This window comes from Streptomyces sp. WAC 06738 (assembly GCF_003945505.1).
In the GTDB taxonomy this organism is placed as follows: domain Bacteria; phylum Actinomycetota; class Actinomycetes; order Streptomycetales; family Streptomycetaceae; genus Streptomyces.
In genome coordinates this window covers 8,123,434-8,142,477 of record NZ_CP029618.1, presented here as the reverse complement: position 1 = coordinate 8,142,477, position 19,044 = coordinate 8,123,434, and the positions used below count along the sequence as shown (strand labels likewise).

The 19,044-nt window shown below is 76.0% G+C and carries 16 protein-coding genes and 1 riboswitch; of the genes, 4 read left to right on the top strand and 12 right to left on the bottom strand.

Going from position 1 to position 19,044, the window contains the following annotated elements:
- Nucleotides 1-134: 134 nt before the first annotated feature.
- A riboswitch (FMN riboswitch) is annotated at nt 135-265 on the bottom strand.
- A gap of 192 nt (nt 266-457) precedes the next feature.
- The gene (locus DMB38_RS35225) at nt 458-1,162 is read left to right on the top strand and encodes a DUF5995 family protein (protein WP_125938595.1); all 705 of its coding nucleotides are present in this window, start codon (nt 458-460) and stop codon (nt 1,160-1,162) included.
- A gap of 25 nt (nt 1,163-1,187) precedes the next feature.
- Here the strand turns inward: DMB38_RS35225 and DMB38_RS35220 are convergent, their stop codons facing one another.
- The 4 genes from DMB38_RS35220 to DMB38_RS35205 all read right to left on the bottom strand — a co-directional run bounded on the left by DMB38_RS35220 (nt 1,188) and on the right by DMB38_RS35205 (nt 5,929).
- The gene (locus DMB38_RS35220; RefSeq protein ID WP_125938594.1) at nt 1,188-2,906 is read right to left on the bottom strand and encodes an NAD(P)/FAD-dependent oxidoreductase; all 1,719 of its coding nucleotides are present in this window, start codon (nt 2,904-2,906) and stop codon (nt 1,188-1,190) included.
- Nucleotides 2,907-3,020: 114 nt separating this feature from the next.
- Complete coding sequence (locus DMB38_RS35215) at nt 3,021-3,809, bottom strand: carbon-nitrogen hydrolase family protein (RefSeq protein WP_125938593.1); 789 nt, start codon at nt 3,807-3,809, stop codon at nt 3,021-3,023.
- Nucleotides 3,810-3,962: 153 nt separating this feature from the next.
- On the bottom strand, nt 3,963-4,418 hold the full coding sequence (locus DMB38_RS35210) for an Lrp/AsnC family transcriptional regulator (protein WP_047019522.1): 456 nt from the start codon (nt 4,416-4,418) through the stop codon (nt 3,963-3,965).
- Between the two features lie 71 nt (nt 4,419-4,489).
- Nucleotides 4,490-5,929: a GuaB1 family IMP dehydrogenase-related protein gene (locus DMB38_RS35205; protein WP_125938592.1), complete on the bottom strand. Its 1,440-nt coding sequence runs from the start codon at nt 5,927-5,929 to the stop codon at nt 4,490-4,492.
- A 143-nt stretch (nt 5,930-6,072) separates the two neighbouring features.
- Here DMB38_RS35205 and DMB38_RS35200 point away from each other — a divergent pair, with 143 nt between their 5' ends.
- The gene (locus DMB38_RS35200) at nt 6,073-6,402 is read left to right on the top strand and encodes a DUF6479 family protein (protein ID WP_240662643.1); all 330 of its coding nucleotides are present in this window, start codon (nt 6,073-6,075) and stop codon (nt 6,400-6,402) included.
- Between the two features lie 498 nt (nt 6,403-6,900).
- On the top strand, nt 6,901-7,278 hold the full coding sequence (locus tag DMB38_RS35195) for a hypothetical protein (protein ID WP_240662642.1): 378 nt from the start codon (nt 6,901-6,903) through the stop codon (nt 7,276-7,278).
- A gap of 20 nt (nt 7,279-7,298) precedes the next feature.
- Here DMB38_RS35195 and DMB38_RS35190 read toward each other — a convergent pair whose 3' ends face one another.
- Nucleotides 7,299-8,003, bottom strand: a complete 705-nt coding sequence (locus DMB38_RS35190; protein ID WP_125938590.1) for a DUF2993 domain-containing protein — start codon at nt 8,001-8,003, stop codon at nt 7,299-7,301.
- Nucleotides 8,004-8,196: 193 nt separating this feature from the next.
- Here DMB38_RS35190 and DMB38_RS35185 point away from each other — a divergent pair, with 193 nt between their 5' ends.
- A complete protein-coding gene (locus DMB38_RS35185; RefSeq protein WP_125938589.1) occupies nt 8,197-10,422 on the top strand; it encodes an NADP-dependent isocitrate dehydrogenase in 2,226 nt (741 codons plus the stop codon).
- A gap of 86 nt (nt 10,423-10,508) precedes the next feature.
- Here the strand turns inward: DMB38_RS35185 and DMB38_RS35180 are convergent, their stop codons facing one another.
- From DMB38_RS35180 to DMB38_RS35150, 7 genes are all read right to left on the bottom strand, one after another.
- Entirely contained in the window at nt 10,509-11,537 is a 1,029-nt protein-coding gene (locus tag DMB38_RS35180; protein WP_240662641.1) for an aldolase/citrate lyase family protein, read from the bottom strand.
- Nucleotides 11,534-12,787, bottom strand: coding sequence for a CoA transferase (locus DMB38_RS35175; RefSeq protein ID WP_125938588.1), 1,254 nt, complete (start codon nt 12,785-12,787; stop codon nt 11,534-11,536). The genes DMB38_RS35180 and DMB38_RS35175 overlap by 4 nt, the downstream gene beginning before the upstream one ends.
- 88 nt (nt 12,788-12,875) lie before the next feature.
- On the bottom strand, nt 12,876-13,790 hold the full coding sequence (locus tag DMB38_RS35170; RefSeq protein ID WP_125938587.1) for a ribokinase: 915 nt from the start codon (nt 13,788-13,790) through the stop codon (nt 12,876-12,878).
- Nucleotides 13,787-15,292, bottom strand: coding sequence for an ADP-ribosylglycohydrolase family protein (locus DMB38_RS35165; protein WP_240662640.1), 1,506 nt, complete (start codon nt 15,290-15,292; stop codon nt 13,787-13,789). The genes DMB38_RS35170 and DMB38_RS35165 overlap by 4 nt, the downstream gene beginning before the upstream one ends.
- Nucleotides 15,289-16,476 (bottom strand): ADP-ribosylglycohydrolase family protein, encoded by a 1,188-nt coding sequence (locus DMB38_RS35160; protein WP_125938586.1) that lies wholly within the window; start codon nt 16,474-16,476, stop codon nt 15,289-15,291. The genes DMB38_RS35165 and DMB38_RS35160 overlap by 4 nt, the downstream gene beginning before the upstream one ends.
- Nucleotides 16,473-17,870: an ADP-ribosylglycohydrolase family protein gene (locus tag DMB38_RS35155; protein ID WP_125938585.1), complete on the bottom strand. Its 1,398-nt coding sequence runs from the start codon at nt 17,868-17,870 to the stop codon at nt 16,473-16,475. Before DMB38_RS35155 ends, DMB38_RS35160 begins: the two co-directional genes overlap by 4 nt.
- Nucleotides 17,867-18,961 (bottom strand): ADP-ribosylglycohydrolase family protein, encoded by a 1,095-nt coding sequence (locus DMB38_RS35150; protein ID WP_125938584.1) that lies wholly within the window; start codon nt 18,959-18,961, stop codon nt 17,867-17,869. The genes DMB38_RS35155 and DMB38_RS35150 overlap by 4 nt, the downstream gene beginning before the upstream one ends.
- Nucleotides 18,962-19,044: the final 83 nt, after the last annotated feature.

Below are 19,044 nucleotides of genomic sequence, written 5' to 3'. Positions count from 1 at the left end.
CCTCGTCGGGCACGGACTCCGGGGCCTGTCTTCACGACAGTCACGGAACGCGATCACCGGAGCGCCGGCCGGGAGACGGGTGGACCGCCCGGAAAGGGACGGGCCGCCGCCGGCGGCGCACCTGTGGCATCCCGCCGCGCACTGCCTCCCATCCGGACTTTCACCGTCGGTCCAGGAATTTCACCTGGTCAACCGGCCGCTGGCAGCGGCCGGGTCGCGGACTTTAACCGCCGGTTCGGATTTTCACCGACCCCGGAGTGCGCGTACGTCACTGGTACGCCTCCAGTCTGCCACGCCCCGGCGGCGGTCAATCCGCCGGATCCTGTGGGCTGGATCACCTCCGCGCGGGCCGGGCCGGTCCCGGCGGGACGGCGGGCACCACTCGTACGAGGGGTGCTCCGGGCCCCGCCCGGCCGGGTGATGGCCGCGCGGTCCCCCGGCTGCCAGGGTGGCCGCCATGACGTCTGCGCAGGACACGGCGGCCCCGGGCACCCTCGACGCCGCCGCGGAACGGATGCGCGCGCTGGCGTGCGAGCTGCCCCGGCGCGACGGGGTCGCGGTCTTCACCTCGGTCTATCTCGCGGTGACCGACGAGGTACGGCTGCACCTGGCGGCCGGCCGCTTCGCCGACCGGACCGCGGCCGCGAGGCTCGCCGCGGACTTCGCCGGCCGGTTCCTGGCCGCGGTGGACGACGCCGCGGCCGGCCGCCGCCCGCCGGCCTGCTGGCGGCCGCTCTTCGAGGCCCGCCGCCATCGCGGGGTGCACACCCTGCAGTTCGCGCTCGCCGGCATCAACGCCCATATCGGCTACGACCTCCCGCTCGCCGTCGTCGCCACCTGCCGGGCGCTGGGGCGCGAACCCGAGGACGTCGAGGGCGACTACGAGCGGGTGGGCGAGCTGCTCGTACGGCTGGAGGAGCGGATCCGCGAGCAGCTCATGCCGGGGCCCGACCTGCTGGACGTGGCGGATCCGCTCACCCACCTCGCGGGCGCCTGGAGCCTGGAGCGCGCGCGGGACGCCGCGTGGGCGGCGGCCCGGGTGCTGTGGCGGCTGCGCGGACTGCCGGAGGTGGGCGAGGAGTTCACCGAGCGGCTGGATCAGTCGGTGGGGCTGGTCTCGCGCTGCCTGCTGGTCCCGCTGGGCGGCCGGCCGGACGGCTGAACCGGGCGCCCGGCCGCCGCCGTCGTCAGTCCTCCGGCAGCTCCACCGGGGCGATGGCGTCGAAGACGTCGCCGGGCCCGGGGTTGGCCGGGTCGGTGGCGCCGCCGAAGTGCCGCATCACGCCCCACACCGCGTTCAGCGCGGTCTGCACCGCGCCCTCGGCCCAGCCCGCCGTCCAGGAGATGTCGTCGCCGGCCAGGAACAGCCCGCGCTTGCCCGCGGGCAGCGCCTCCTGCATGAAGTGGGTGAACAGCCGCCGCTGGTAGCGGTAGTGGCCGGGCAGGTTGGCCTTGAACGCGCCCATGAAGTACGGCTCGTCCTCCCAGGAGACCGTCACGGGCGGCCCGATGACGTGCTTCCTGATGTCGACGCCCGGGTAGATCTCGCCGAGCGACTTCAGCATGACCTCCATCCGCTCCCCGGCCGTCAGCGGCAGCCACTTCAGGCTGTCGTCGCACCAGGTGTACGAGAGGCAGATCGCCGCCGGGCGGTCCGGGCCCTCGTCGAGGAGGTAGGTGCCGCGGGTCATGCGGTCGGTGAGCGTCATGGACATCACGTCGCGCCCGGTCGGCCGCCCGTCGCCGTCGACGGCCGGGTCCAGCCAGAACGGCCGGTCCACGGGCACGAAGAGCTTGGACGAGGCCATGTAGTGGGTGCGTTCGACGGCGGTCCAGTGGTCGATGGGCAGCAGCTCGTCGGCGCAGTCGATCTTCGACAGCAGCATCCACGACTGGGCGGTGAAGACCGCGGCCCGGTAGGTGCGTACGTCACCCGCGGAGTCGGTGACGGTGATGCGCTCGCCGGCGGCGCGGGCGAGCCGGGTGACCGCCGGGCGGGGGGTGCCGCCGGCGTGCAGGGCGGCCAGCGAGGTCCCCTGCGGCCAGTGCACGAGCTTGCCGGGCGCGCGGTCCCAGAGCCGCAGGGGCAACTGCCGGCTGCCGCCGACGATGCCGTGGTGGTCGTCGTCGGCCTCGGTGTAGACGACGCGCAGGATCTCCAGGATGGAGTTGGGGAAGTCGGTGTCCCAGCCGCCGGTGCCGAAGCCGACCTGGCCGAAGATCTCCCGGTGCCGGAAGGAGCGGAAGGCCGCCGAGTCGCAGAGGAAGCCGTAGAACGTCTGGTTGTCGAGCCGTTCGACCAGCCCCGCCCACAGCTCGCGGATCCGCGGCACGTCGCGCTCGCGGATGGCGCGGTTCATGGCGCTGAAGTCCGCGCCCTCCTCCAGGCAGTCGGCCCAGGCGGCGGCGACGTCGCGGTAGACCTGCGGCAGGTCGTCGATGGTGCGGGCGTAGTGCGACTCGCCCTTGAGGTCGACGACGGTCGAAGGGGTGCCGGGGGCCAGCGGGTTGGGGAACGGGCGGGTCGCGAGGCCCGCGAGGTCGATGTAGTGCCGCAGCGCCGTGGACGACGGCGGGAAGCGCATCGCGCCCATCTCGGCGGTGAGCGCGGGGTCGCAGCCGGGGAACGTCTCGGTGCGCAGCCGGCCGCCGATCCGGTCGGCCTCGTAGACCACCGGCTTCAGGCCCATCTTCATCAGCTCGTACGCGGTGACGAGGCCGGAGAGCCCGCCGCCGATCACGGCGACCTCGGTGCCGTGCTCCGTCGCCGGTATCTGGCCCAGCCCGGCGGGGTGGGCGAGGTAGTCGTCGTAGGCGAAGGGGAAGTCGGGGCCGAACATCGTGATCGGCCGCCGGCCGGTCTCCTCCCCCGCGGGGTGGACGGCGGTGGGCACGGTGGACGTCATCGGGCGGTGCTCCTCGGGCGTGCGGGCAGGGGCGGCGGGCGGCCGCCGCCGGGGCGTGCGCGGGTACGGGTCCGGTGGCTACGGGCTACGGGTGCGGGACTTCGGCGCGGGGCGTCAGGCGTACAACTCGGGCCTGAGGTCCGCGAGATAGGTGTTGTCGCGGCGCGCGGCGCCGATCCGGGCCGGGTCGGCGTCGGCGAGCAGCAGGTCCTCGCCGTCGTGCCCGGCGCGGGCGCGCACCGTGCCGTCGGGTGCGGCCAGGCAGCTCAGCCCGGCGAAGTGGTGCTCGCCCTCGGCGCCGACCCGGTTGACGTACGCGACGTAGAGCTGGCTTTCGTAGGCACGCACCGGGACGAGGGCGCGGGGCACGAACTCGTACGGGCGCATCAGCGCGGTGGGCACGAGCAGCAGCTCCGTGCCGGCCAGGGCGTGCGCCCGCACCGGCTCGGGGAACTCCACGTCGTAGCAGATCAGGATGCCGACGCGGATGCCGTCGACGTCGGCCTGGACCACGGGGGTGTCGCCGGGGGTGAAGAACTTGCGCTCGAAGTCGCCGAAGAGGTGGGTCTTGCGGTAGTTGGCCAGCGGATAGCCGTACGGGGAGACGAGCTGGACGGCGTTGTACACGTCGGAGCCGTCCCGCTCCGGGTAGCCGTAGGCGATGGACAGGCCGTGGTCGGCGGCGATGCCCGCGACGGCGCGGGCGCCGGGGCCGTCGGCCGGCTCGGCGCGGCCCGCGGGATCGGTGGCGTAGCCGCTGAGGAACAGCTCGGAGGCGACGAGCAGCCGCGCGCCCCCGGCGGCGGCGGTCCGGGCGGCGGCCTCCAGCGCGGCGAGGGCCTCCCGTCTGCTCGGGGGCACCCCGGCCGGCCCCTGGAGTAGGGCGGTGCGCAGCGGCGCCATGGGCAACCTCGCAGGCGGGTGGTGGGTGCGTTTCCCCCGACGGTACGTCCTGCGCGCGGCCCGGAACAAGGCCGGTCGATTGCGTCCGACCAGGCGATTCGTTGCGTCTTGGCAGTCCTTCGCGGTGATCCGTTGCGTACCGGGCCGTGCGGCTCAGAGCGGCGGGTCGGGGGCGTAGCGGCGGACGAGCGGGGAGAGGACGAGGACCGATCTGGTGCGCTCGACGAACGGCTCGCCCGCGATCCGTTCCAGCACCTCCTCGAAGTGGCGCATGTCGGTGGCGAAGATCTGCACGATGGCGTCGGCGTCGCCGGTGACGGTGGAGGCGGCGGCCACCTCGGCGTAGCGCGACAGTGCGCGGCGGATGTCGCCGGGGCCGGTGTTGGAGCGGCAGTACAGCTCGACGTAGCCCTCGGTGGCCCAGCCGAGCGCGGTGGGGTCGACCCGTACGGTGAAGCCGGTGATGGCGCCCGCGGCGCGCAGCCTGTCCACGCGCCGCTTGACCGCGGGCGCGGACAGGCCGACCTCGGCGCCGATGTCGGCGTAGGTGCGGCGGGCGTCCTCGGCGAGGGCGCGCACGATCCGCTCGTCCAGCTCGTCGAGTCGCATGTCCGCAGTACACCACGGCCGGCCGGGCGGCTTCCGGCGCGGCCTGCCCGGTGCGCCTGCCCGTACCGCGGCTACTGCCAGCTCGCGTGGAGCGGCTTGCCCTCGGCGTACCCCGCGGCGCTCTGCACGCCGACCACGGCGCGCTCGTGGAACTCCTCCAGCGTCGCCGCCCCGGCGTAGGTGCACGCGCTGCGCACGCCCGCGACGACGGCGTCGATGACGTCCTCGACACCGGGCCGCGCCGGGTCGAGGAACATCCGCGAGGTGGAGATGCCCTCCTCGAAGAGCCCCTTGCGGGCGCGGTCGTACGCGGACTCCTCGACCGTGCGGCCGCGGACGGCGCGCGCCGAGGCCATGCCGAAGCTCTCCTTGTACAGCCGCCCGTCCGCGGTCTGCTGGAGGTCGCCCGGGGACTCGTAGGTGCCGGCGAACCAGGAGCCGATCATGACGTTGGAGGCGCCGGCGGCCAGCGCCATCGCGACGTCGCGGGGATGCCGCACGCCGCCGTCGGCCCACACGTGCTTGCCGAGCCGGCGCGCCTCGGCGGCGCACTCCAGCACGGCGGAGAACTGCGGGCGGCCCACGCCGGTCATCATGCGGGTGGTGCACATCGCACCGGGTCCGACGCCGACCTTGACGATGTCGGCGCCCGCCTCCACGAGGTCGCGTACGCCCTCGGCGGCGACGATGTTGCCCGCCACCACCGGCACCTCGGGACCGAGGGCGCGGACGGCGCGCAGCGCGAGGATCATCTGCTCCTGGTGGCCGTGCGCGGTGTCCACCACGAGGGTGTCGATGCCCGCGTCGAGGAGCTGCTTGGCGTGGCCCGCGACGTCGCCGTTGATGCCCACGGCGGCGGCGATGCGCAGCCGGCCGCGGGCGTCGGTGGCGGGGGTGTAGAGGGTGGCCCGCAGGGCGCCCTTGCGGGTGAGGAGACCGACGAGCCGCCCGTCGGGGCCGACGGCGGGGGCGAGCCTGCGGTGGGCGGCGTCCAGCCGGTTGAACGCCTCGCGCGGGTCGATGTCCGCGTCCAGGGTCAGCAGGTCGCGGGACATGACCTCGGAGAGCTGGGTGAAGCGGTCCACGCCGTTCAGGTCGGCCTCGGTGACGACGCCCACGGGGCGGCCGTCCTCGACGACGACGGCGGCGCCGTGCGCCCGCTTGGGCAGCAGCGCCAGCGCGTCGGCGACGGTGGAGTGGGGGCCGAGCACGATGGGCGTGTCCAGCACCAGGTCGCGCTCCTTGACCCAGGAGACGACCTCGGTGACCACGTCGATGGGAATGTCCTGCGGGATGACGACCAGCCCGCCGCGGCGGGCCACGGTCTCCGCCATCCGGCGGCCGGCGATGGCCGTCATGTTGGCGACGACGAGCGGGATGGTGGTGCCGGTGCCGTCGGCGGACGACAGGTCCACGGCCTGGCGGGAGCCCACGCCGGAGCGGCGGGGGACCATGAACACGTCGTCGTAGGTCAGGTCGTACGGGGCGGGAGAGTCATTCAGGAAACGCACGTACTTGAGTGTCCCACGTGGCGGCGGTATCGCCCCCGGACGGATCGCCCGGGCCGGTGGCGGGGGCCGGTGCGCGCACACGAACGTGGCGGTGCGGTCCGAAGACGCAGGTGCGGAAGAGCCGTCGGCGGGTACCCGGACCCATGCGTACCGACCCGCACACACGCGCTTCCGGCACCGCCGCCGAATCCGCGGTCGCCGCCGGCCTGCTCCCCTTCCTCCTCGGCCTCGTCGTGGTCGCCGTGCTCATCGGCGCGGTGTGGCTCGGCATCCGGATACGGTCCCGCGAACCCGCCCCGCCGCGGCCCGAGGAGCAGCCGCGGCCGCCGGCGTCCGGCCCGGTCGGCCGGGTCACGGAGGAGCGCGAACCCGCGGAGCTGCCCCGGGACGGGCGCCGGCTGACCGCGCACCGGCTCCGGGGCCACGGCAACGCCGGCACCCGGCCCGCCGGGCACCGGCGGCACCGCCGCTGAGGCCGGGGCACTCCGCCCGCCGGCACCGCGCGGGTCCCGGACGACGGCAATCGGGCGGATCTTCCCGCGCCGGGGCGTGAAGCGGGGCACGGCGGGGCACCCGCCCCCTTGACCGCTACGGACACACGAGCACGCCCCGTCACGGGAGGACGACATGTCGACGCAGCCGACCCGGGTGCCGGCAGCGACCACCGGGACCCGCCGGGCCCCGGCGGCGGACCGGGAGCCCGACCCCGTACCGCCGCCGATGCCGCCGCCGACGCCCCCCGCACCGCCCGGCCCCGGCCCGGATCCGCGCCCCGGGCCGGGGCCGGGCCCAGGTCCAGGCCCGGGGCCGGGGCCGGGACCGGGGCCCGTACCGCAGCCGCCGCAGCCGCCCGAGCCGGACCCGATCCCCCGGCCGCCCGGTCCCGACCCGGTGCCGGAGCCGGATCCGCAGCCGGGCCCCGTGGGCTGAGAGCAGAGGGGCGGCAGGTCACGGTGAAGGAGGCGATCCAGGTGGCCGTTTCGGCCGACGAGCTCGATCGTGAAGCCCTCGTCCGCTACATCGAGGACGGCTTCGTCTGTGCGCAGGCGTGCGCGGAGTGCGCGACGGCGTGCCTGCAGCCCGCCGGCGCGGCCGAGCCGGGCGCGGTGCAGCGGCTGGACCTGCGGTGCGCGGACGTGTGCGAGCAGACCGCCCGGATACTCTCGCAGCACGGCCGGCACGACGCCCCTGGGCTGCGGGCCCAGGTCGAGCTGTGTGCGGCGACGTGCGCGGCGTGTGCCGAGGACTACGAGCGGCTGGCCGCGGAGGCGCCGGGGGCGGCCGAGCGGGCGGCGGCGTGCCGCCGCTGCGAGCAGGCGTGCCACGACTTCCTGGTGAACCTCGCCTGAGCTCCGGGCGGTGCCCGCGGTCAGCCCGCGACCCGGATCCCCTCGCCCTCCACGTCGACCACGATGCCGTCGCCGGTCGCGGTGACCATGTCGAGCCGCACGCCGTCCGGCAGCCCGCCGACCCGCCGGTCGAGGTCCACGGCACCGCGGATCGCGTCCTCGGCACCCGGGGCCCCGGAGGCCGGGACCTCGTCCGCCTCCAGCCGGATGGTGTCGCCGCCCTCGGTGGTGACGGTGGAGAGCACCTCGGCCGGCTCCGGCGCGTTCAGCGCCTCCGCGCTCGCGGTGACCTTCACCTTGCCCTCGCCGCCGTAGGCGAAGCTGACGCCCTTCTGCCCGGCCACGACCGACAGCGCCTCGTACGCGATGACGGCGGAGCCCTCGGCGGTCTCCGCGGTCGCGCCGCCGTAGTCGCCGTCCAGCTCGACGCCGCTCAGGTCCACGCTGAACTCGGAGATCATCAGCCGCTCGCCGGTGCCGGCGGCGGCCGGGTCCGCGCGGATGCCGGTCATGGTGACGTCGACGTCGTCGAGGTGCTTGCCGTAGATCTGGGTGAGGAACGGGAAGCCGTTGATGGAGACCTCGGTGCTGCCCTCCAGGCCCTGCCTGGCCTGGATCTTCTCCGCGACCTTCCCTTCCGCGACGTAGACGGTCAGCCGGTCGGCGGCGATGAAGAGCACTCCCAGCACGAGACACACCACGAGCACGATTCGCAGTCCACGCATGAGACGGGTCCCCCCCGGGAGTGTCGGTTCCGGGAGCCTATCCGGTCGCCCGCGGGCGCCTGCCGCGCCCCCGGCCTGGTGTGACGCATCTCCACCCGCCCCGCGGCGCAGGCCGCTGTCCGGTGCCCGGCACGCAGGGGATATCTTGATATCAAGCAATCCGGCAGAGCAGCGACGCGGACTGGAGCACCCGGTGACCGAATCAGCATCGACGATCATCTACACCCACACCGACGAGGCCCCGGCGCTGGCCACGTACTCGTTCCTGCCGGTGGTCCAGGCGTACGCCGCGACCGCCGGGGTCGAGGTGGAGACCCGCGACATCTCCCTGTCCGGGCGGATCCTCGCCCACTTCCCCGAGCGGCTGCCGGCCGAGCGGCAGGTGCCCGACGCGCTCGCCGAGCTGGGCGCGCTGGCGCAGACGCCGCAGGCGAACATCATCAAGCTGCCGAACATCTCGGCGTCCATCCCGCAGCTCAAGGCCGCCATCGCCGAGCTGCGCGCGCACGGCTACGACCTGCCGGACTACCCGGACGAGCCCAAGACCGACGAGGAGCGCGACATCCGCGCCCGCTACGACAAGGTCAAGGGCAGCGCCGTCAACCCCGTGCTGCGCGAGGGCAACTCCGACCGCCGCGCCCCCGCCTCGGTGAAGAACTACGCCCGCAACCACCCGCACCGCATGGGCGCGTGGACCCCGGAGTCGAAGACGAACGTCGCGCACATGATCGCCGACGACTTCCGCTCCACCGAGAAGTCCGCGGTCGTCGAGCGCAACGGCAGCCTGCGCATCGAGCTGGCCCGCACCGACGGCACCACCGAGGTGCTGCGCGAGGCGGTGCCGGTCCTCGCCGGCGAGGTGGTCGACGCCTCCGTGATGCACGTCGAGGCGCTGCGCGCGTTCCTCGGCGAGCAGGTCGCCCGCGCGAAGACCGACGACGTGCTCTTCTCGCTGCACCTGAAGGCCACGATGATGAAGGTCTCCGACCCGATCGTCTTCGGCCACGCGGTGCGGGCCTTCTTCCCCCGGACGTTCGCCCGCTACGGCGCGACGCTGGCCGCCGCGGGCCTCACCCCGAACGACGGGCTCGGCGGCATCCTCGCCGGCCTCGACGCGCTGCCCGAGGGCGCCGAGATCAAGGCGTCGTTCGACGACGAGCTGGCCGAGGGCCCGGCGCTGGCGATGGTCGACTCCGACCGCGGCATCACCAACCTGCACGTCCCCAGCGACGTCATCGTGGACGCCTCGATGCCCGCGATGATCCGCACCTCCGGCCACATGTGGGGCCCCGACGGCGCCGAGGCCGACACCCTCGCCGTCATCCCGGACAGCAGCTACGCGGGCATCTACCAGGTCGTCATCGACGACTGCCGCGCCCACGGCGCCTTCGACCCGTCGACGATGGGCTCGGTGCCCAACGTCGGCCTGATGGCGCAGAAGGCGGAGGAGTACGGCAGCCACGACAAGACCTTCGAGGCCGCCGCGCCCGGCACCGTACGCGTCGTGGACGCGGCCGGCGCCGTCCTGCTGGAGCAGCCGGTCGCCGAGGGCGACATCTTCCGCATGTGCCAGACCAAGGACGCGCCGATCCGCGACTGGGTGAAGCTCGCCGTCACCCGCGCCCGCGCCACCGGCGACCCGGCCGTCTTCTGGCTGGACCAGGACCGGGCGCACGACGCCCGGCTGATCGCCAAGGTGCGCCAGTACCTGCCGGAGCACGACACCGAGGGCCTGGACATCCGCATCCTCGCCCCGGCCGACGCGATGGCGCTGTCGCTGGAGCGGATCCGCCGCGGCGAGAACACCATCTCCGTTACCGGCAACGTGCTGCGCGACTACCTCACCGATCTCTTCCCCATCCTGGAGCTGGGCACCAGCGCCAAGATGCTCTCCGTCGTCCCGCTGATGAACGGCGGCGGCCTCTTCGAGACCGGCGCCGGCGGCTCGGCGCCCAAGCACGTACAGCAGCTCGTCAGGGAGGACTACCTGCGCTGGGACAGCCTCGGCGAGTTCCTGGCGCTGGCCGTCTCCTTCGAGCACCTGGCGCAGACGACGGACAACGCCCGCGCCCAGGTCCTCGCCGACACCCTGGACCGGGCGACGGCGACGTTCCTCAACGAGAACAAGTCGCCCACCCGCCGCGTCGGCGGCATCGACAACCGCGGCAGCCACTTCTACCTGGCGCTGTACTGGGCGCAGGAGCTGGCGGGCCAGACCGCCGACGCGAAGCTCGCGGAGGCGTTCGCGCCGCTGGCGGCGACGCTGGCGGAGCGGGAGGAGAAGATCGTCGAGGAACTGCTGGCGGTGCAGGGCAAGCCGGCCGACATCGGCGGCTACTACCAGCCGGACCCGGAGAAGGCCGCGGCGGTCATGCGCCCGTCGCGGACGTTCAACGAGGCGCTGTCGGCGCTGAGCTGAGCGCTCGCGCGCGCCTGCGCCCGGGGGCGCCGGGCCCGTACCGACGCCACCGCCCCGGCCGGAACCCCGGCCGGGGCGGTGGCGTGTCAGGCGGGGCGGCGGCGGGCCAGCCGGAGGGTACGGCGGGCCTCGGCGACCACCGCGGCGTCGACGAAGCGGCCGTCCGGCAGCGCCAGGGCGCCGGCGTCCGCGCTCGCGGCCGCCACGATCTCCTCGGCCCGTTCGACCTCCCGCGCAGTAGGCAGGAACGCGCGCTCGATCACGGGCAGTTGGCGGGGGTGTATCGCCGTACGGCCCAGAAAGCCCAGGGCCCGTCCCGCGGCGCAGGAGCGGGCGAGTCCTTCGAGGTCGGCGACGTCCGGGTAGACCGACTGGGCCGGCGGGGCGAGCCCCGCGGCGCGGGCGGCGACGACGGCGCGGCTGCGCGGCCAGGCCAGCCCGGCGTCGTCGGCGACGCCCAGCTCCGCCCGCAGGTCGGCCTCGCCGAGGGCGATGCCGCGCACGGCGGGGTGCGCGGCGGCGATCTCGTAGGCGCGCTCGATGCCGAGGGCGGATTCGAGGAGCGGGTAGAGGGGCGGGACGCCGCCGGTGGCGGGGTGGCCGAGGGGCGGCGCGGGGGCGGGATACGGGCCCGCACCCCCGGTCGCGTCGTCCGGCACGGCGGCGGCTGTGCCGTCCCCGGGCGCCGGTACGGGCGCGGGGGCACCGGCCCGGGCCGCCAGGGCGGCCGTTGCCACGCGCAGGACCTCCTCCCGGCCGCCGGTCTTCGGCAGCCGGAGTCCTGCCAGACCCGGGAGCGGGGCCAGCGTGCGCAGTTCGCCGTCCGCCAGCGGGCCGGCGAGCGCGTTGACGCGGACGTGCACCGGCACCGGCCCCGGGCGCGCTTCGCCCAGCAGCTCCGCGGTGGCCGCCAGCGCGTACGCCTTGCGCTCGGGCGCCACCGCGTCCTCCAGGTCGACCAGCACCACGTCCGCCCCGCTGCGCAGCGCCTTGGCCACCACCGCGGGCCGGTCCCCCGGCACGTACAGCCAGGTGAGATACGTGTCCCCGGGGTCCCCCGGCCCGCCGGCGCCCGCCGGATCCGCGGCGACCGCGGACGGGCGCGGCGCGCTCACACGACCCCCTCGTCGCGCAGCCCGGCTATCTCCGCGCCGGTGAGCCCCAGACCGGCCAGGACAGCGTCGGTGTCCGCGCCGTGCGGCCGGCCGGCCCAGCGGATCGCGCCCGGGGTCTCGGAGAGCCGGAAGAGCACGTTCTGCATCTTCACCGTGCCCAGTTCCTCGTCCTCGACCTCGGTGATCGAACCCAGCGCCCGGTACTGCTCGTCGGCCATTACGTCGCGTATGTCGTACACCGGCGCCACCGCCGCCTGCGCCTTCTCGAAGGCCGCGACGACCGTCGCCGCGTCGTGCCGCGCGATCCACCCGCCGACCGCCTCGTCCAGCTCCCCGGCGTGCGCCGCCCGCCCCGCGCCGGTGCCGAACCACGGCTCGTCGATCAGCTCGGGCCGCCCGACGAGCCGCATCACCCGCTCCGCGATCGACTGCGCGGAGGTGGAGACGGCGAGCCAGCGGCCGTCGGCGGTGCGGTAGGTGTTGCGCGGCGCGTTGTTGGTGGAGCGGTTGCCGGTACGCGGCTGGACGTAGCCGAGCTGGTCGTACCAGAGGGGCTGCGGGCCGAGCACCGTCAGCATCGGCTCGATGATGGCCATGTCGACCACCTGCCCGCGCCCGGTGCGCTCCCGCCCGGCGAGCGCGGTCATCACGGCGTACGCGGTGGAGAGCGCGGCGACGGAGTCCGCGAGGCCGAACGGCGGCAGCGTCGGCGGCCCGTCCGGCTCGCCGGTGACCGCGGCGAAGCCGCTCATCGCCTCGGCGAGGGTGCCGAACCCGGGGCGGCGGGCGTACGGGCCGAACTGGCCGAAGCCGGTGACCCGGGCGAGCACCAGCCGGGGGTTGGCCGCCGACAGCTCCGCCCAGCCGAGGCCCCACTTCTCCAGCGTGCCGGGGCGGAAGTTCTCGACGATCACGTCGGATCCGGCGGCCAGCCGCAGCAGCACGTCGCGTCCGCCGGGCGTGGACAGATCGAGGGTGAGGTTCTTCTTGTTGCGGCCGAGCAGCTTCCACCACAGGCCGACGCCGTCCTTGGCGGGGCCGTGGCCGCGGGAGGGGTCGGGTTTGGCGGGGTGCTCGACCTTGACGACCTCGGCGCCGAAGTCGCCGAGCATGGTCGCGGCCAGCGGCCCGGCGAAGAGCGTCGCGAGGTCCAGGACGCGCAGCCCGGCGAGCGGGGCCTGCGGCGCCGGGGAGGCGGGGGCGTCGGTGGCGGCGGCGTCGGAAGCGGCGGAGGCGGGGGTGTCGGTCATGGTGTCGCGCCTTCCTCGGTGGTGCGTTGCGGTGCCCTGCGCGGGCCGTACGCCCGTGGCCCCGCGGGGTGGTGCGGCGGTACGCGGGTCACGGGCCCTCGGCCGCCAGCCGGTCGATCTCCGCGCGCTCCGGCATGGACGACGACGCGCCCGGCCGCTGGACGGCGAGCGCGGCGGCGGCCGCCGCCCACGCCAGCGCCGCCGGCATCGGCCGGCCCTCGGCGTACGCCACGCACAGCGCGCCGACGAAGGTGTCGCCCGCGGCCGTGGTGTCGACGGCCCGGACCGCGAGCGCGGGCACCACGACGGGCTCCCGGCCGCGCGCCGCGTACAGGCTGCCCGCGCCGCCGAGGGTGACGACGACCTCCGGCACCTGCTCCAGCAGCGCCGCGGCGGCCTGGTGCGGGTCGGATCTGCCGGTGAGCGCGGCGGCCTCGTGCTCGTTGGGGACGAGCAGGTCGGTGGCGGCGAGCAGCCGGCCGGGCAGCGGCCGGGCGGGCGCGGGGGTGAGCACGGTGCGGACGCCGTGCCCGCGGGCCGCCTCGGCGGCGGCCACGACGCCGTCCATCGGCAGCTCCAGTTGGAGCAGGAGCGTGCCGGCGGCGGCGATGCGCTCGTCGTCGCCGGGGGCGAGTCCGGTGACGGTGCCGTTGGCGCCGGGGACGACGACGATGGAGTTGCCGCCGTCGTCGTCGACGACGATGTGCGCGGTGCCACTGGCGCCCGGGGCGGTGCGCAGCCCCGCGGTGTCCACGCCCGCGCCGTCGAGGGCGGCGCGCAGTTCGCCGCCGAAGGCGTCGGCGCCGACCGCCCCGATCATCGTCACCGTCCCGCCCGCGCGGGCGGCGGCGACGGCCTGGTTGGCGCCCTTGCCGCCGGGCACGGTGCGGAACTCCCGTCCGGAGACGGTCTCGCCGCGCAGCGGGGCGGTGGCGGCGTAGGCCACGAGGTCCATGTTGACGCTGCCGAAGACGGCGAGCGTCGCTGGGTTGGTGGTCGTCATGGGGAGGGCCTCCGGGGTTCGTGCGGTGGTACGGGCCCGGTGCCGGCGGCCGCGGGGGCGCCGTCCGGAGCGGGTGGGGGGAGGGCGTGGGCGGCGGTGCGGGCGGCGAGTTCGTCGAAGCCGATGCCGTCCATGCCGCCGACGGTGGTCGCCAGCCGGTTGCGCAGCGGCGCCGTCCACCGCTCCGGCAGCGCCGCCGGCGAACCGGCGAGCAGCCCGGCGACGGACCCGGCGGTGGCGCCGTTGGAGTCGGTGTCCCAGCCACCGGAGACGACGCGGCAGACGGCGCCGGTGAAGTCGCCGCCGGAGTGGGTGAGCGCGGCGGCGAGCAGCGCCGCGTTGGGGACGACGTGCACCCAGTGCCGTCCCTCGTGCGCGGCGTGCAGGTCGTCGACGACGGCCTCGAAGCCCTCCGGGGTCCCGGTGGGCTCGCTGCGGGCCAGCTCGATGCCGTGCCGTACGGCGCGGGCCAGCCGGGAGCGCGGCGGCACGACGGCGAGGCCGGTGCGCAGCACCTCGTCCACGTCGGTGCCGCCGCCCGCCGCGGCGGCGAGGGCGGCGGCGACGAACATGGCGCCGTAGACGCCGTTCGCGGTGTGCGTGAGCACGGCGTCGCGGTGCGCGGCGGCGGCGGCGCCCGCCGGGTCGCCGGGGTGGGTCCAGCCGTGCACGTCGGCGCGGATCTGGGCGCCGATCCACTCCCGGAACGGGTTGCGGTACGCGCCGGTGTGCGGGGGCTCCACCCCGTCGAGCAGGTTGCGGTACGCGACCCGCTCGGCGGTGAACGTACGGCCCGCGGGCAGCTCGTCGAGCCAGAGCTGCCCGACGTCCGCGGTGGTGAAGGCGTGGCCGTGGCGGTCGAGGAGGAGCAGGGCGAGCAGCGGGTAGTTGAGGTCGTCGTCCTCGGGTGCGCCGTCGAGGTTCTCGGCCAGGGAGGTCGCGGCGCTGCGGCGGTTCCAGGGGTGCGCCGCGGCGACGGCGGGGTCGAGCCCTTCGGCCGTGAACCAGGTGTGCACGGGCCAGTTGCCGGTGGAGCGGGCGATGGCCCGGATGCCCTCCAGGGTCACCTTCTCCACGGGCTTGCCCAGGACGCACCCGGCGGCGCGGCCGAGCCACGCGGCGTGCAGCCGGGTGCACAGCCGGTCCCCGTACGCGCCGTCCGTGTCCGGCCCGGGCGCGGGTACGCGTGCGGGCCAGCGCGGGCAGGCGGCCCTGATCTCGTCCAGGTCGGTCGGCTCGACCGCCGCCAGCGGTGTCTCCAGCGCGGCGAGTTCGTCCAGCAGCTCCAGCGCGAGGGCCCGCAGCCGCGGCTTCGGCGGGCCCGGCGAGGCGCCCGCGCGCTCCGGCGCCTGCTGGCCGCCGGCGCCGAGCCAGCGGCGGAGCAGCGGCCCGGCGGCGCGGCCGTCCTCGGCCGCCTGCCGCAGCTCGTGGCCGACGAGGTCTTCGGGCTGCACCCAGGTGAGCCGGAGCGGCGCCCCGTGCACGTCCGCCGGGGCCGTCACGACGCCTCCGCCAGCGCGCCGAACACGGCCTCGTGGGCACGGCGGCGCGCCACGTCCCGTACGAACACCTCGCGGGCGACCTCCGTGAGCGTGGCGGCGGGGGCGAGCAGGTCCAGCCGGCTGGCCCGCGCGACCTCCTCCGCCCACTCCCCCGGCACCGCCGCGGCGCCGCCGAGCGCGCCGGCGATGGCGCCGCCCATGGTGGCGATCGAGTCGCAGTCGCGGCCGTAGTTGACCGCGCCGAGGACCGTGTGCCGGTAATCGCCGCGGCCCACGAGCAGCATGCCCAGCGCCACCGGCAGCTCCTCTATCGCGTGCAGCCGCGAGGGCCGCCGGGCGCCGAGCGAGGGGTTGCGGTACTCGGGGCCGACGGTGTCGTACGGCTCGACCGCGGCGCGGAGCGGCGCCAGCGCCTCTTCGAAGTCCGTGCGGCCGGTGGCCGCTTCGCAGACCGCCTCGATGGCGGCGCGGGTGCCGTCCTTGGCCAGCGCGAGCGCCGCCTCGACCACGGAGTCGGGCGTGGCGCCCGGCGCGAAGGCCGCCGCGACGCAGGCGGCGAAGACCCCGGCGGCCTCGCGCCCGTACGACGACTGGTGCGCGCCGGCGACGTCCAGCGCCTCGGCGTAGGCCGCCGCGGGGTTGCCGGCGTTGACGGCGCCGACGGGCGCCATGTACATCGCGGCACCGCAGTTGACGATGTTGCCGACGCCCGCCTCGCGCGGGTCGACGTGGCCGTAGTGCAGCCGCGCGACGATCCACTTCTCGGCGAGGAAGATCCGCTGCAGCGGCAGCGCCTCGGCCTCCAGCTCGGGGATCCAGCGCGGCGTGCCCATGAGGTCGGGCACGAGGTGGTCGGCGACGGCGTAGGCGTCGAGGTGGTCGCGGACCTTGTCATAGACCCGGATGAGAGCGTGGGTCATGAGGGTGTCGTCGGTGACGTGCCCATCGCCCTTGTGGTACGGGGCGATGGGCCGGGCGGTGCGCCACGCGTCGCGGTGGAACGGCTCGACGATGCCGCGCACCCGGCCGCCGTAGCGCTCGGCGATGGCCTCGGGGGTCCAGCCCTCGACGGGCCCGCCGAGGGCGTCGCCGACGGCGGCGCCCACGAGGCAGCCCGCGGTGCGGTCGGCGAGGCCCAGGGCTGCGGGGTCGCCGGGCGTGGCGGAAGCGGTCGTGGGGGTCATGAGGCGAGGGGTCCTTCCGCGGGAGTGCTGAACTGCTTGTCGGCCAGTTGCCGGGCGACGTCGACGAGGTCGGCGCCGGCGAGCTGGGGCAGGGCGCAGCCGGAGAGGATCCGGCAGGCGTCCCGCCAGGTGGCGGGGAGTCCGGCGGCGCCGCCGAGCGCCCCGGTGAGCGCGCCGGCCAGGGCCGGCGCGGAGTCGGCGACGCGCGAGAGGCACGCGGCGGCGGGTACGGCCTCGGAGATGGCGCCGGCCGCGGCGGTGGCGACGGCCAGCGCGACGGGCACGGTCTCGGCGGCGGCGATGCCGTAGCTGTAGACGTGGTCGACGATCTCGTGCTCCAGGACGGGCACGAGGGCGAAGGCGTTGCCGGGCAGCCCGGGGCGGGTGGCGACGGCGGTGCGGCCGAGCTGCACCGCGCGTTCGGCGTTGCGCAGGATCTCGGTGCCCCGCGGGAGCTGGGCGAGGGCGGCGTCCACGCAGGCGTCGACGGGCCGGCCGCCGAGCGCCGCCGCGATCGCGGCGGCGGTGGCGCGGGCGCCGTGCACGCCGTCGCCGTCCTGGGTGTAGCGGGCGTCGAACTCGGCGAGGTCGGCGGCCCGTTCCGGGTCGCCGGGGTGGACGGCGGCGAGCACGGCGGCCCGTACGCAGGCGGCGTCGTCGAAGTAGTGCGGGTTGTCGTGGCCGGTGGCGGGCGGGCGCAGGCCGGCGGCGAGGTTGCCGAGCCCGGCCCGTACGGAGATACGGGCGCGCAGCGGGATCTCCGCCGACTCGATCTCGTCCGCGCGTTCGGCGGCGACCGCGACCTCGTCGGCCAGCGCGCTCCAGGCGAGGGTGAGCGCGGAGCGGACGCGCCGGTCCGAGGTGAGGTCGGTGTGCAGCCCGCTGCCGGCGGAGAGCACGGCGTACGCGGTGAACGCGGCCCACTCCGCGTCGTCCGACGGGCCCAGCCGCAGCGGCTCGGGCGGCTGGTTGAGCGCGATGGGCACCGGCAGGGTGGTCGTCGCGTTCTGCTCGGCGAAGGTGTCCAGCTCGCGGGTGAGCCGGCGGGTCCACTCGGGCATCCGGGCCGCGCGGTGCCGGCCGGCGGGCCAGCCCGCGGCGTCGCCGGCGGCGATGCCCAGCAGCAGCCCCTCCACGCGCCGCAGGTCGCCGCCCGCCTCGGCGAAGCCGGCGGCGGGGCGTCCCGCGGCGGGCGCACCCGGTTCCGCGGCGGGCCGATCCGCGCGCCGCGCGGCGACGGCGGGACGCTCCGCGCCCTCGGCGGGGCTCGCGGGGGCACCCGCGGCCGCGGCCGTACGCGCCGCGCCCCCGGCGGCGCCGTCCGGCGCGCCCGACGCGTCGCGCGCCGACCCGGACTCCGGGGTGCGGCGGGGCCTGGGCAGCGGTGCGCTCATGAGGCGACCTCCTCGTCCGCGGGGGCGAGCCGGTCCGCGATGTCGAGCACGTGGTGTCCTGCCATGGACGGCAGGCACGTGCCTCGTACCGGCTTGATGGCCGCGGCCCAGGCGCCGGGAATGGCGGACTCGCCGCGCAGCGCGCCCGCCAGCGCGCCGGCGACGGCGGCGGTGGTGTCGGCGTCGCGGCCCATGTTGACGGCGGTGAGGACGGAGCCGGCGAAGTCGCCGCGGGCGGCGGTGAAGGCGCCGAGCGCGAGCCCGACGGCCTCCGGCGCCAGGTCCGACCAGGGGTAGCCGCCGATGACGACGGAGGAGCGGACGGCGCGTTCGACGCTCAGCGGCGTGGCGCCGGGGTCGTGGCGCGCGCGGCGGCCCGCGGAGACCGCGCGCTGAAGGGAGCGCGAGGTCCAGGAGTCCTCGGGGATGACGGAGAGGGCGGCCTGCACGACGACGTCCGGGGAATCGCCGGCCATGGCGGCGGCCACCCCGGCGGCGACGGCCTGGCCGCCGTAGATGCCCTCGCCCTCGTGGCTGACGGTGCCGTCGATGGCGACGAGCCGCGCCGCCTCCACCGGGCGGCCCGCGGCGAAGACGCCGAACGGCGCGGCGCGCATGGCGAGTCCGTCGCTCCAGGCGTGCCGGTGCTGTGCGGTGATCGGGGCGGCCAGCCCGCGGCGCAGGTTCTCCAGCGTGCCGCGCTCGCTGAACCCGGCGCCGCGGAACGGGCCTTCGTCGAGGTCGGCGATGCGCTCGTGCCAGGCGGACTCCACGTGCGCGAGGCTGAGGCGCGCGCCGTGCTCGGCGAGGAGCAGCCCGGAGAAGATGGCGTACTCGGTGTCGTCCGTGCCCGCCGGGGCGGCGGCCACGAAGTCCTCGATGCGGCCCCAGCGCTCGCGGATCTGCGAGGGCTTCATGTTCTCGACGGGCGCGCCGAGGGCGTCGCCGACCGCGAGGCCGAGCATGGCGCCGCGGGCCCGGTCGCGGGCGGTCGGGGCGGCCTGCCCGGCGCCGCGGGCGACGGGACGCAGGCGGACGGGAACGGAGGGGGCGGGACGGACGGGCGGTTCGGGGCCGGCTGCTGCGCTCATCGTGCGATGCTCATGGTGCTGTTCGTGCTCTTTCCTCGTGCGCCTGCTCGGGTGCTTCTCATGCCTGCTCGTACGTTCCGGCC

What these genes read in the sequence shown, in the direction of transcription:
- DMB38_RS35170 (WP_125938587.1), bottom strand. Translation starts at nt 13,790, where the DNA reads ATGACGACCACCAACCCAGCGACGCTCGCCGTCTTCGGCAGCGTCAAC.
- DMB38_RS35150 (WP_125938584.1), bottom strand. Translation starts at nt 18,961, where the DNA reads ATGAGCGCAGCAGCCGGCCCCGAACCGCCCGTCCGTCCCGCCCCCTCC.
- DMB38_RS35220 (WP_125938594.1), bottom strand. Translation starts at nt 2,906, where the DNA reads ATGACGTCCACCGTGCCCACCGCCGTCCACCCCGCGGGGGAGGAGACC.
- DMB38_RS35200 (WP_240662643.1), top strand. Translation starts at nt 6,073, where the DNA reads ATGCGTACCGACCCGCACACACGCGCTTCCGGCACCGCCGCCGAATCC.
- DMB38_RS35155 (WP_125938585.1), bottom strand. Translation starts at nt 17,870, where the DNA reads ATGAGCGCACCGCTGCCCAGGCCCCGCCGCACCCCGGAGTCCGGGTCG.
- DMB38_RS35175 (WP_125938588.1), bottom strand. Translation starts at nt 12,787, where the DNA reads ATGACCGACACCCCCGCCTCCGCCGCTTCCGACGCCGCCGCCACCGAC.
- DMB38_RS35210 (WP_047019522.1), bottom strand. Translation starts at nt 4,418, where the DNA reads ATGCGACTCGACGAGCTGGACGAGCGGATCGTGCGCGCCCTCGCCGAG.
- DMB38_RS35160 (WP_125938586.1), bottom strand. Translation starts at nt 16,476, where the DNA reads ATGACCCCCACGACCGCTTCCGCCACGCCCGGCGACCCCGCAGCCCTG.
- DMB38_RS35215 (WP_125938593.1), bottom strand. Translation starts at nt 3,809, where the DNA reads ATGGCGCCGCTGCGCACCGCCCTACTCCAGGGGCCGGCCGGGGTGCCC.
- DMB38_RS35190 (WP_125938590.1), bottom strand. Translation starts at nt 8,003, where the DNA reads ATGCGTGGACTGCGAATCGTGCTCGTGGTGTGTCTCGTGCTGGGAGTG.
- DMB38_RS35225 (WP_125938595.1), top strand. Translation starts at nt 458, where the DNA reads ATGACGTCTGCGCAGGACACGGCGGCCCCGGGCACCCTCGACGCCGCC.